A 12,571-nucleotide genomic window follows, 5' to 3' on the forward strand; every position below is an offset into this window, starting at 1 on the left:
CCACCAGAAAAAAGCCCCTTAAAACCAGGAGCTTTCTTCAGATCAATCGATGTCTAAATTGCTTTTATTCACACTTCTTACTCGTTCACATGACTAACCGAAAGACGAAGAATCGTTTCATGCGGCAAAATCACGCGAGGATTCTCCACATTCTCCTTCTTCATCAGCTTGGTAAGCAAGCGCATAGCTACGGCTCCCAAATCATACATTGGTTGAGCTACCGTTGTCAGCTGTGGACGAACCATCGAAGCCATCCGAATATTATCTACGCTGATAATGGAGAAATCATCCGGCACTTTGTAGCCTTCGTCCTGAATGCTATGAATAGCGCCAATTGCCATCTCATCGGTAGCAGCAAAAATAGCTGTCGGTTTCTTCTTAAGCCCCAGGAAGTATTTCATCGCTTCGACGCCGGACTCATAGCGATAGTTACCAATACGCACCAGATCCTCTTGATACTCGATGCCGGCAGTTTCCAGCGCCTTCTTGTATCCTTGGAAACGTGCATAACCGTTCGCCGGATCCTGAAGCGTGCCGCTGATCATGGCAATTTCACGGTGTCCGTGCCGGATCAGCGTGTTTACCGCATCAAACGCAGCCTGTTCATGATCAATGTCAACGGAAGGATAAGAACCTCTCTCGTCACTTGTCGCACAAAGAACAATCGGCACAGCCGATGTCTGGAACGCCTGGATATGCTCGTCCGTCACCGTTCCACCCATAAACAACAAACCGTCGACTTGCTTCTCAAGCAATGTGTTGATGACACGGATTTCTTTTTCCTTACGTTTGTCGGCATTACACAAAATTATATTATAGTGGTACATGTTAGCAATATCCTCAATACCACGGGCAATCTCCGCAAAGATCGAGTTCGAAATGTCAGGGATCACAACGCCGACGGTTGTGGTCTTCTTGCTGGCCAGACCTCTGGCTACCGCATTCGGACGATACCCTAAACGTTCAATCGCTTCGTATACTTTTTTCCGGGTCTGAGGCTTAACGTTCGGGTTATTGTTTACAACCCGTGATACCGTCGCCATGGAAACGCCTGCTTCGCGCGCAACATCGTAAATGGTTACCGTCAAATTCCTTCTCTCCATTGCCAATAGATTTTCATTCGTTCAATACCAATTGAATTTATGATACGACAAATTACTGCTTTGTGCAACGACACGGCATTAGATGCCGTCCAATTGAGCCTTCAGCGCTTCAGCCGTAATATGGGAATGGGATGTATGCCAGACTGGCGCTCCTTCTTTTACAAGAATAACTTGTGGCGATTCGTGCTCTATGCTTAGAGTTTCCGCAGCTTGACTCGATACCGGACGGTCGGCAATGACATCGATCCATACATAGTCGATCCGCTCGTTCGGCTGGTCCTCCAGGTAAGCTTGCACTTCCTTATAGGCTCCGGCACTAATTGGGCATCTGGTACTATGTTTGAACAACAGCAAGGGCCTCTGCTCCGAAAATTCAAGGGTGCTGCGCAACTCTTCTATAGTAGTCATTTTCGTCAACGCCGCCATAGGATATACATTCCCTTCATTGTATTGAAGTTCCTATCCTCTATCCTAACAAAAAGTGCGTGAAAAATCCAACAACCGCGAAAATTTTCTGAAAATTATCTTGCATAATTTCCCGAATTTTCAGGAACGAGGGATTTAATCGTGCTTAACTGCTCGAGCCGTCCCTCAATTTGTCTCATCCAGTCACCATCGCCCAGGTTCTGGGCATAACGAAATAGATCCAACAGCATGTTGATCCGCTCGTCAAAAACTTCCATGCAGCGTGTCTGCCATTCTACCGACGAATCATCGTCGTATGTACGGAACACTTCTCGAAGTACGTATGCAGACTCATTAACATCTGCGAACGAAACGTGTATTCGTTCGGTCCCATTGCTAATCGATGCGAGATAGCGAAGTAAATCCGGTTTAATAAGAGGCAGAAGCTCATACTTCTTGCAAGCCTGACAGGCATAAACAGGAACATGATATATTCGAGTCCTTCTTTCATGAATCAGCTTTCTTAATTCCAACTTCATCCATTGTCCACAGTTGCAGGTTTTGAACATAATGCCCACCCCAAATCCTATCGCGTAATCTAATCCCAACAGCCTATGTCACAAATCTGTCACCTAAACTAGTTCTATTCGACTATCATACCAAAGAATCCTGCTAATTTGTGATAATGCTTTATTTACCAGATATGTTTCCAAATGTTTGTTCTTTGAGTCGTTCCTATGAAACTGCCCCCCATATTTGTTACAATAAGTACAGTCATACGGATACATGAGGAAATCTGCGAGAAAGGGGTTATAACAATCATGAGATTGGCTGGAAAAAAAGTAATAGCGCTTGTAGACGAAGAATTTGAGGATCTGGAACTTTGGTATCCCGTTTACCGGGTCCGTGAGGAAGGGGCGGAAGTCCATCTTGCCGGGTTGGAAAAAGGAAAAACTTACATGGGCAAATATGGGGTTCCCGCTCAAGCCGAGTATTCATTTGAAGAGCTGAACAGCAAGGATTATGATGGAATTCTCGTTCCGGGCGGCTGGGCGCCGGACAAGCTGCGGCGTTATGATAAAGTGCTGCAACTGGTCCAAGAAATGAATGCGGACAAAAAACCGATCGGACAAATCTGCCACGCCGGATGGGTACTTATCTCCGCCAAAATCCTGGATGGAATTACGGTTACCTCCACACCGGGAATCCGGGACGATATGGAAAATGCCGGTGCAATCTGGAAGGATGAACCGGTCGTGACCGACGGTCATATTATTTCCGCCCGCCGTCCACCGGATCTGCCGCCGTACGGCCAAGCCTTTTGCGATGCTCTGGCACAGCAAGGCTAAAAGCTCCCCTGCACCACACAAAAACAGCTGCTCGTTTCACCAAGCAGGACTCCTGGTGAGATAGGCAGCTGTTTTTGATATGGGCATAGATTAGCTTGTCCACTCAAAAAAGAAACATGAAAATTGTTGCGTCATCCTTCTTCTTGGAGTTGGTTTTTTAAGAGGCCGTGCTGTCCGTACCGTTAGTTCCGTTCAGATAACTGCTGCGTTCGGCAAACGCGCTGAGACGCTCTTCGACAGCGGAGCTGGTACGCAATTTGAAGCAAGCCGCTGCCTCCCCCTTCGCTTCTGCCGCATTGGTATTCAAGATGCGATGCTTCACGCGAAGCAAGGATTGCGGCGACATGCTTAGATCCTTAACGCCAAGCTCCAGCCATATCGGAATCGCCCGCTCGTCCCCGGCCATTTCTCCGCACACGCTGACCGGTATGCCTGCCGCATGCGCAGCCTCCACCGTCGTCCGAAGCATGCGCAAGACCGCAGGATGAAATGGATGGTACATATGCGCGATCTGCTCGTTCATCCGATCTACTGCCAGCACATACTGAACCAGATCGTTCGTCCCGATGCTGAAGAAATCGGCTTCCTCTGCCAACATATCCGAGATGGTAACTGCCGCGGGCACCTCAATCATGATGCCGACCTTAATGTTGGGGTCGTAGGCGATGCCGCGTTGGTCCAAATCGGCCATCGCGCGCCGCAGGACGGCATTAGCCTGCTTGACTTCCTCTATCGAGGATATCATCGGATACATGATTTTGACGTTGCCAAAAGCGCTGGCCCTCAGAATGGCGGACAATTGGGTCTGGAACGGCTCTGTGCGATCCAGGCTGATACGGATGGCGCGATAACCCAGGAAAGGGTTCTCTTCTTCCGGCAGCCCGAAATAATCCAGCTGTTTATCACCGCCGATGTCCAGCGTACGGATCACCACTGAAGACTCACCTGCGTTCTCGGCAACCAGTTTATACACTTCAAACTGCTCTTCTTCCGAAGGAAAGTTGTGGCGATCCATATATAAAAATTCCGTCCGGAACAATCCGACTCCCTGCGCGCCGTTCTTCAGCGCAATCTCCATTTCTTTAACGGAGTTCATATTCGCGGCCAGATTAAAATATGTTCCATCCTTCGTCACCGCGTCAACGGTTGCCAGGAGCTGGAGCTGCTCTTTCTTTTTCCGTTGCTGCTCGCGGATCCCTTCGTAACGCTCTACAACCAGCGTGTCGGGCTCTAAATACAGCAAGCCTTCATCCCCATCCACAACCAGATGCTGTCCGGTCTGGATCGGATGATCCAGCTTGTTCTCAATCCCGGATACAAGCGGTATGCCAAGAGCGCGGGCCATAATCGCCGAGTGAGAGGTCTTGCCACCCGTCATCGTCACGATGCCAAGAACGTGGGAAGGGTTAAGGTGCACAAGCTGAGACGGAGAAAGTTCCTTCGCAACCAAAATATAAGGCTGCGTGTCAGCCGGAAGCTTGACTTCCGGAGCACCTAGAAGATGCTTGAGCAGCCGATTGCCAACATCCTTAATATCCAGCGCCCGCTCCTTCATATACTCGTCGTCCAGCAAATCGAACATGGATACGAAATGATCGATTGCCTCTTTAACCGCCACTTCGGCAGCCTTGTACTGGCGCTCGATGATCCCTTGAATTTCGTTCATGAATACGGGATCCTCCAGTATAGCCAGATGCGCATCAAAGATCTGAGACTCCTCGTGCCCCACCATTTCCTTGAATTCGTTCTTGATATATTCAATTTCATTCTTGGAGGTTCGTATGCCTTCATATAAGCGCTCGAACTCTTTGGCTAAATCGACAGCATCCATTTCGGAATCCGGAAGGTCCAGCTCCCAATGCGGCAGTACGAAAGCCTTACCGATCGCTATGCCTGTTGCTGCGCCAATGCCTTGTATCATGATTCTCTACCCCCAGCATTACTCTCATTTAATACGACGGACATGACAGATGACTGTCCTCTCTTAACGGACTTGAATGGAGCAAAGCTCCAAGATCTTACTTTATCAGGATTGGTGATCACCATCGGTGTGGCCAGTGATGCGGCATGTGTCTTTAAATACGCCAGATCGAACTTGACCAGCAGTTGCCCCGGCTCAACGGTATCCCCTTCGCTTACCACAGCTGAAAACGGTCCTTTCAGTTGAGAGGTATCGATCCCGATATGAATCAACACTTCGAGTCCATCCGGCGTTGAAATGCCAATGGCATGCATCGTCGGATAGACATGCATCACGGTTCCGTATACCGGGGATACAAGTTCCCCTTTTTCCGGAATGAACGCCACGCCGTTGCCGACAAGCTTGGCGGCAAAAATATCATCCGGCACTTCGTCGATCGGAAGCATGCGTCCCTGTACGGGCGCACTGAACAGTACGCGCGGTAAATCTTGCTGCATCAGCTTATTTATCTCTTCGCGGATGAGCTCAGAATACGTCCCGAATACCACCTGGACATTACCGCCGCCCAGCTTGATGATACCGGCAGAACCGAGCAATTTCAGTGCGTCTGAATCAATCTGGCGCTCATTGTATACGGTCAGTCGAAGACGCGTCATGCAGGATTGGACCTGAACGATGTTGTCTTTCCCACCAAGCGCCTCCAGTATAAGCGGTGCCTGATAGGGGATGTCTCCTGCCCGGCCTTCCAGCGCCGAACCTTCTTCACGCCCGGGTGTAGGGATTTCGAAGGTGCGAATGGCCCAGCGGAACAGAAAATAGTATACGATGCCGTATACGGCCCCGATCGGTATGATGATCCAGGCGTTCTGCGACAAGTGAAAATTAAGGACATAATCAATAAATCCGGCCGAATATGAAAACCCGTGATGGATATCAAACGCATAGGTAAGCACCATCGCGAACCCGGCCATCAGGGCGTGGAGCACATACAGATAAGGAGACGCGAATAAGAATGCGAATTCAATCTGCTCCGATACCCCTGTCAAAAAACAGACAAGCGCGGACCGCATAAACGTTTTTTTCACCTTCGGCTTCAAATCTTCCCGTGCCTCTTGAATAATGGCAAATGCAATCGCCGGCAGGGCAAACATCATAATCGGGAATAACCCGGCCATGAAGTCGCCCGCTGTCGGATCACCCGCGAAGAATCGGGGCAGATCTCCCTGAACGACGGTACCGTCTTCCGTCTCGTACGAGCCCAGCTGAAACCAATAGACGTTATTCAACAAGTGATGCAAACCAAATGCCGTCAATACCCTGTACAAAATTCCGTAGAGAAATAATCCGAATGCCCCCATATGTACGGTCAGGTCATAAAATGCATCTAAGCCGCGCTGTACCATGGGAGCCGTTCCCAGCATGATCCATGCAAATATCGTGGAAAACAGTCCCATAAACAAAAGCACGAATCGGGAGCCCCCAAAAAACTGTATAGCTTCAGGAAGCTTAATATGTTTGAATCGGTTATAAACATAACCGGACATTACCCCAAAAATAATACCAATCAAGGTCGAAGGCTGTACACTCCCGTCCCCGAGACGGGATATAACCTGATCGTAAATGAACATGCCAGCCAGAGCGGCAAGCCCTGCGGGTCCTCCCTGGTTCGAGAGCCCCCATGCGACACCGATGGCAAATAAATACGGCATGTAATAAAACACGCCGTGCCCCGCTGCCTGGGCAATCTCGCCCAAGGTTCCGAAGCCCCACGCCGACCATGGCAGACTCCCCACGCTAAGCAGGAGAGCTGCCGCCGGAAGCGCCATTGTAGGGAGCATAACTGCTCTGCCCAGCTGTTGTAATGATCCCAACCAATTCAAGGCGAGCCCTCCTTTCTATCCTTGATGGTAAGCGCTGCGCCTGTTTTTGTCAAAAAGAAATCAGGGTAAATGCCACATAGAAAAGCAAGCCTCATGAGCAGTGCCCCGGCAGGCCCGGATCGTGTCCAGTCTGCCAGCAGCCGTTTCAACATAAGGCTTGCTCCTAATTCCAATTCACCAACTCAAATCTTAACGCCCGCCCAAAGCGATGGAATCCTCCACCTTAATGCATCGGTCCATGATGGCAATCATGCCGCTCTTCTCCGCGATGGCCGCCGCTTCTTCACTGATAATTCCCTGCTGAAGCCAGAGAACCTTGGCTCCAATCTCGGCAGCTTCCCGCGCCACATCGGCACAATATTCACTGCGTCTGAACACATTGACGATATGGATCGGCTCCGGAATGTCCTTCAGGGATGGATAACTCTTCTCCCCCAGTATTTCTGTTGCACCAGGGTTAACCGGGATAATCCGATATCCGCGCATTTGCATCGCAGCAGAAACCATATGGGAAGTACGATCCGGCCGGTCGGACAGACCGACAACGGCGATATTACCTGCGTTACGCAGTATATCCGCGATTTCTTCGCGGGTAGGATTCTCGAATGCCATGCTTCATGACCACCTTTCCATTCGTAATAGACCAGCCGCTTGGCTATTCCTTTATTTTACCCATTCTACATGGGCTCCAAGCGCCTTCATGTGATCAAAATATTGCGGGTACGACTTGGCCACATGATGCGCATCCTTAATCCGGATCGGCTGATGTGCGCGAAGTCCGACCACGGTCAGGGCCATAATGACCCGATGATCATAATGGGCATTGATCTCCACACCGCCCTCGACGCCTTCCGGACGCCCGTGAACGATGATCTCGGCTTGGCGTTCTTCAACGTTGGCTCCGGCTTTGCGCAATTCGTTCAAATAGTCTGTAATCCGGTCGCATTCCTTATAGCGGAGATTCTCCACATTGTAGAATCGGGAGGTTCCTTCCGCAAACACAGCTGCCGCTACCATCGCAAGCACCGCATCCGTCGCTGCATCTCCGTCAAATTCCAAAGCCTTCAGGGTTCGGTTGCCCTGGACATGGACATTTCCGTCCTTGTGCGTGAGGGGAACCTCCATCATCCGAAGGACATCAATAATAGCCCGTTCGCCCTGCTTGCTGTCCTCTGACAAATTGCGGATGGTTACATCCGACTGCGTGACCGCAGCCGCCGCCAGGACGGCAGCTGAGCCCGGATAATCGCCTTGAACCGTATAGGTCTTCGCTTCGTAGGATTGACCGCCAGGAACCCGGAAGAATGTATAATCGTCCGCCGCGTGAATCGTAATGCCCGCTTGCTCCAGCACTTCCAGGGTCTGACCGATAACGACCTTGGATTTTAAATCTCCGGTAACGGTAATCTCGCTGTCCTCGGCAAGCAGTGGCGTTAAGAACAACAATGCGCTTAAGTACTGCGAGCTCACTTCCCCAGATACGGTGAGCTTTCCGCCTTTCGGCTGACCGCCACGAATCGTGATCGGCAGTTTGCCTTCGTTATGCTCCACTTCCACGCCCAATTGACCAAGCGTCTCAATGAGATCATCATGAGGACGTTTGCCCAGTGATTCCGGATAGGTATTGACGAAGGTAACCTCTTTGGACAACGCCGTGACGCCCATCAGGAAGCGCAAAACGGCGCCGGCGTTACCAACGTTCAGTTCCTTCACATCCCGCGGCGATTTGCCAAAGCCCGTAATTACCGCCTTCTCCTCGTCCTCCTCGATCACGGCCCCGAGATCCCGGATACAGCGTCTCATGGCGTCGCTATCCTCGCTATGAGCTGGGTAATAGATCGTGCTCGTTCCTTCGGCAAGTGCAGCTACCAGCAAGTAACGTGTTGTATAGTTCTTGGAGGATAAAGCTCCAATCTCTCCGTTTAATATAGGCGTAGGCTTGACGATTACATCCATCGTATGTATCTCTCCTTGTATATATTAGGTTATGATAAACCAACCTTGAAATCTCCCTTAGTATAAATTGACAGGGAAAGAACCGCTTGGTTATCATAGTGCATATGAACTGAAATTCAGATCGTTACGATCTTAATCATTTATTTTCAGAAAAGAGGTCTATATGATGAAACCGATCCCTCAAATGGAAACATCGGAGCTTAGAAGCCGGCTTCAAAACGGCGAAAATGTGTACATGATTGATGTCCGCGAGGACGAGGAAGTTGCAGCCGGCATGATCAGCGGTGCCAAGCATATTCCTATGGGCGAGATTCCGAATCGTCTGGACGAAATTCCGCGCGATCAGGAGGTCGTCTTCATCTGCCGCAGCGGTGGTCGCAGTCAACATGTATGCGAATTTTTGAATCACCAGGGCTTGACTAATGTAATCAACATGAAGGGCGGCATGCTTCAGTGGCATGACGATGAAGAATAGACAAGCCATGAAGAAGGTGCGGGATGATCGTGATCCCGCCTTTTTTGCATGATCCGACCCAAGTACAATCTACAGACGCACCTTAGAAACTGATTTATGATCATTGCCTCAAGGCCGTTCGCTGACCATCTTAGCCGCGGTAATGCGTTAAAATGTCAGTCGCTACTTCCCCTGCGGATCGGCCAACCGTATCCACTACGACATCCGCAAACAGGTATTTGTCCTTTCGTTCATCCAGGATACGCCGAACTCGATCTTCGACATCCCCCGCTAGCAGCGGACGATTGGCATCCCCTCGTACCCGGTCAACAATGCTGGAAGCATCCGCTGTAAGAGCAACGACCCAGCCACCACGTTTCATTTCTTCACAATTCTCGGAACGAAGCACGGCTCCTCCGCCGGACGCTACGACTATGCCTTTCCGTTGTAAAACGCTGCGCAGTGCAACAGATTCTGCCTCACGAAAATACGGCTCTCCATCCGCTTCAAACATCTCGGAAATCGTTCTGCCTTCCATCCTCTCAATTTCCGCATCCAGATCGATCAGGGTGTAGCCGAGCGTGTCTGCCAGGAGACGCCCTACGGTTGACTTGCCCGTACCCATCATCCCGATCAGAATGATGTTCCTACCTAACTTATCCAATTTGACACCCCATTTGCTGCTTCACTGTAAAGGTTGCTCATATCATACCACAGCCCCAAATCTTTCGACAATGGACCTGACTCTCTAAATTGTTCTTAGAGCCCCCCCAAAGTAAAGCTCCAATATTATCGAGTCTATCTGGTTCGCTATTGTCATATACTAATTACAAGAATACAAGATTAGAAGGAAGGAGTGAATATAGTTATGTCTTTTAATCCAACCGGTCTCTCATCCGCTGCCAAGCGCATCCGCCGGATTCTCGACCCAGCCTACCCGCTATGCCGCGAAGATGTGATCTGGGTGCTTCATTTTGTCCAAAAAAAAGTGGCTCTGAAGGATCCTGCACTGCTGGATCTTTCAAAGCCACGTTTGCTGCAAAATTTCAACAGTTACTGCGAAGCCGCGCTGCTCTTGCTCGGAAGCGGAAACCACATCCATACAAAGAACCACGACATCCGCACCTGTCTCTTAGAAGCCATGCACGGACTTCCTGAGCTGGCGGAGGCGCACTCCCCTTCTCAAGCCCGCACGGTTGAATCTCTGATCTCTCGAAAGCAGAATTAATCCATCCAGGGAGGATGGTATTCATACTGCTAGAAAAAGCAGATTTAATCCATCCAGTTATAGTGGAAGGTTCCTTCTTTGTCCACGCGTTTAAACGTGTGAGCCCCAAAGTAGTCACGCTGAGCCTGCAGCAGGTTCGCCGGCAGGTTTGCGGTGCGATAGCTATCGTAGTATGCAAGTGCGCTGGAGAACCCAGGAACCGGGATGCCCAAGGATACCGCGGAAGCAACAACCTTACGCCATGCATCTTGATAGGATTCAATAATATCGGTAAAGAATGGATCCAGCAGCAGGTTCTTCAGCTCAGGATTGTTCTCATAAGCATCCGTGATGTTCTGTAGGAAACGGGAACGGATAATGCAGCCGCCGCGCCAAATTTTAGCGAGGTTGCCGTATTGCAGGTTCCAGCCGTACTCATCGGATGCCACGCGAAGCTGGGCAAAGCCTTGAGCATAAGATACGATTTTGCTTGCAAACAGCGCTTTGCGCACATTTTCAATGAATTCGGCCTTGTCGCCGTCAAATGCAGCTGCTTTTGGACCATTCAGGATTTTGCTTGCTGCCACACGCTCTTCTTTCATTGCGGACAAGAAACGGGAGAATACGGATTCGGTGATCATGGACAGCGGCACGCCCAGATCCAGGGAGCTTTGGCTTGTCCATTTACCTGTTCCTTTTTGACCCGCCGTATCCAGAATTACATCAACCATCGGCTTGCCGGTTTCTTCGTCATATTTGGAGAAAATGTCAGCCGTAATCTCGATCAGGTAGCTATCAAGTTCACCTTGGTTCCACTCTGTGAAAATTCCATGCAGATCCTTCGCATCAAGGCCGAGTACGTCCTTCAGCAATTGGTAAGCTTCGCAAATAAGCTGCATATCGCCATACTCGATACCGTTGTGAACCATTTTTACATAATGGCCGGCACCGTCTGGTCCGATATATGTACAGCAAGGCTCTTCGTTAACTTTAGCGGAAATAGCCGTCAAAATAGGCTCAACCAGCTTGTAGGCACTTTCTTGTCCGCCAGGCATGATCGATGGACCTTTCAATGCGCCTTCTTCGCCGCCGGAAACCCCAGCACCGATAAAGTTAAAGCCTTTTTCAGCCAGTTCTTTGCTGCGGCGCTGTGTATCAGGGAAATAAGCGTTACCGCCGTCGATGATGATATCGCCTTTGTCCAAATGTGGAATCAGCTGTTCAATCGTAGCATCCGTAGCTTGTCCCGCTTGTACCATGATCAGGATTTTACGAGGAGTTTCAAGGGAATCCACGAATTCTTCGATCGAGAACGTCCCCTTCACTTGCTTGCCTTCGGTTTCCTTCAGCATATCTTCCGTTTTTTGCGGAGAGCGGTTATATACGGAAACGGTGAAGCCTTTGCTTTCGATGTTCAGGGCCAGGTTTTTTCCCATTACAGCAAGGCCAATCACACCGATTTGTTGTTTTGACATCTGGTTCTCCATCCTTTGCTCCAATATATTTTTAAACAACCCATCCCTATCCGAGATGATTTGCAATAATCTTATATTAACGTTTTTCATTTGACAAGTGAACCCCTGTCACAAAATCAGAACACGCGCGAAAACACCCCTTCTGTTTCGGAGTGTTGTTCGTGCTTTAAACTTGTATCCGGGTTGAAGTCATTACCACTCCAGCCTCATCAGCTCCAAGGAAAGCTCACGGAGTCTTTGCTTGCAAGCCGAAATTTTGTCTTCGTCCCCCTCTTGCAGCGCCGCATGGAGCTTCTCAAGCTCATCATCGGTTTCCAGCCTCGACAGCAGCAATCGCTGTTCCCCTACATCCGATTCAAACAGCCGCAGCATTTCCTGCTCCGTCATCGGCGTCCCCTTCTGAAACAGCACCCGCTGCCGGTAACCGGATATTTCCACGAGCCTTATGACCTCTCCGAACAAAATATTCTCGATCAAAATTTGCCTGTCCTTGAAACGTTTGACGACAGCATGGCCACGGGTATTCTCGATCAATTTCTCCATCCACTCCGCGAGTTTGGGATCACGAATCATATAATCGCCTACCAGTTTAAAACCGCTTCCTGTTCGTTGAAACCGCAGCTTTACCAGCTTGCGACCTGTTCGGATTGAAATGACAAACTGCGTATCATTCTCGCTCCAATAAAGCGAATATCCTTCCTGGATCAATTCCTTGATTAGGTCCTGGATATGCCGGCGATCAAACCGGAGCTCCAGGTTGCAATACTCCACTTCCTCGCTCTTATTCACGGCACTCCCTCCTCCGGTTTACTACCGATCAT

The 12,571-nt window shown here is 49.8% G+C and carries 14 protein-coding genes; 3 read left to right on the top strand and 11 right to left on the bottom strand.

Annotated features, from left to right (window positions below; translation table 11 throughout):
• Positions 1–77 precede the first annotated feature (77 nt).
• From ccpA to DP091_RS03975, 3 genes are all read right to left on the bottom strand, one after another.
• Positions 78–1,088, bottom strand: a complete 1,011-nt coding sequence (gene ccpA, locus DP091_RS03965; protein ID WP_071223674.1) for a catabolite control protein A — start codon at positions 1,086–1,088, stop codon at positions 78–80.
• 93 nt (positions 1,089–1,181) lie between these two features.
• Positions 1,182–1,529, bottom strand: a complete 348-nt coding sequence (gene ytxJ, locus DP091_RS03970; protein WP_113057147.1) for a bacillithiol system redox-active protein YtxJ — start codon at positions 1,527–1,529, stop codon at positions 1,182–1,184.
• A 95-nt stretch (positions 1,530–1,624) separates the two neighbouring features.
• Complete coding sequence (locus DP091_RS03975) at positions 1,625–2,047, bottom strand: hypothetical protein (RefSeq protein ID WP_258394394.1); 423 nt, start codon at positions 2,045–2,047, stop codon at positions 1,625–1,627.
• Between the two features lie 282 nt (positions 2,048–2,329).
• Between DP091_RS03975 and DP091_RS03980 the strand changes: the two genes are divergently transcribed.
• Entirely contained in the window at positions 2,330–2,857 is a 528-nt protein-coding gene (locus DP091_RS03980; RefSeq protein ID WP_181469717.1) for a type 1 glutamine amidotransferase domain-containing protein, read from the top strand.
• Positions 2,858–3,014: 157 nt separating this feature from the next.
• Here DP091_RS03980 and ptsP read toward each other — a convergent pair whose 3' ends face one another.
• From ptsP to aroA, 5 genes are read right to left on the bottom strand one after another with little or no spacing between them, the layout of a single operon-like run.
• Positions 3,015–4,778, bottom strand: coding sequence for a phosphoenolpyruvate--protein phosphotransferase (gene ptsP / locus DP091_RS03985; RefSeq protein WP_113057149.1), 1,764 nt, complete (start codon positions 4,776–4,778; stop codon positions 3,015–3,017).
• Positions 4,775–6,658, bottom strand: coding sequence for a glucose PTS transporter subunit IIA (locus tag DP091_RS03990; RefSeq protein WP_113057150.1), 1,884 nt, complete (start codon positions 6,656–6,658; stop codon positions 4,775–4,777). The genes ptsP and DP091_RS03990 overlap by 4 nt, the downstream gene beginning before the upstream one ends.
• Positions 6,655–6,810, bottom strand: coding sequence for a hypothetical protein (locus DP091_RS31210; RefSeq protein ID WP_181469718.1), 156 nt, complete (start codon positions 6,808–6,810; stop codon positions 6,655–6,657). Before DP091_RS31210 ends, DP091_RS03990 begins: the two co-directional genes overlap by 4 nt.
• Positions 6,811–6,847: 37 nt before the next feature.
• Entirely contained in the window at positions 6,848–7,270 is a 423-nt protein-coding gene (locus DP091_RS03995; RefSeq protein WP_071223669.1) for a CoA-binding protein, read from the bottom strand.
• Positions 7,271–7,321: 51 nt separating this feature from the next.
• Positions 7,322–8,614 (bottom strand): 3-phosphoshikimate 1-carboxyvinyltransferase, encoded by a 1,293-nt coding sequence (aroA, locus tag DP091_RS04000; RefSeq protein WP_113057151.1) that lies wholly within the window; start codon positions 8,612–8,614, stop codon positions 7,322–7,324.
• A 166-nt stretch (positions 8,615–8,780) separates the two neighbouring features.
• On the opposite strand from aroA, the gene DP091_RS04005 reads away from it, so the two are divergent.
• On the top strand, positions 8,781–9,089 hold the full coding sequence (locus DP091_RS04005) for a rhodanese-like domain-containing protein (protein ID WP_174819205.1): 309 nt from the start codon (positions 8,781–8,783) through the stop codon (positions 9,087–9,089).
• Positions 9,090–9,219: 130 nt separating this feature from the next.
• Here the strand turns inward: DP091_RS04005 and DP091_RS04010 are convergent, their stop codons facing one another.
• Positions 9,220–9,732 (bottom strand): shikimate kinase, encoded by a 513-nt coding sequence (locus DP091_RS04010; RefSeq protein ID WP_258394395.1) that lies wholly within the window; start codon positions 9,730–9,732, stop codon positions 9,220–9,222.
• A 204-nt stretch (positions 9,733–9,936) separates the two neighbouring features.
• Between DP091_RS04010 and DP091_RS04015 the strand changes: the two genes are divergently transcribed.
• The gene (locus DP091_RS04015; protein WP_113057152.1) at positions 9,937–10,296 is read left to right on the top strand and encodes a hypothetical protein; all 360 of its coding nucleotides are present in this window, start codon (positions 9,937–9,939) and stop codon (positions 10,294–10,296) included.
• A 44-nt stretch (positions 10,297–10,340) separates the two neighbouring features.
• Here the strand turns inward: DP091_RS04015 and gndA are convergent, their stop codons facing one another.
• Entirely contained in the window at positions 10,341–11,750 is a 1,410-nt protein-coding gene (gene gndA, locus DP091_RS04020) for an NADP-dependent phosphogluconate dehydrogenase (RefSeq protein ID WP_181469719.1), read from the bottom strand.
• A gap of 192 nt (positions 11,751–11,942) precedes the next feature.
• Positions 11,943–12,539, bottom strand: coding sequence for a hypothetical protein (locus tag DP091_RS04025; protein WP_100536070.1), 597 nt, complete (start codon positions 12,537–12,539; stop codon positions 11,943–11,945).
• Positions 12,540–12,571: the final 32 nt, after the last annotated feature.

This window comes from Paenibacillus sp. MDMC362 (genome assembly GCF_003269305.1).
Lineage (GTDB): Bacteria > Bacillota > Bacilli > Paenibacillales > Paenibacillaceae > Paenibacillus_AQ.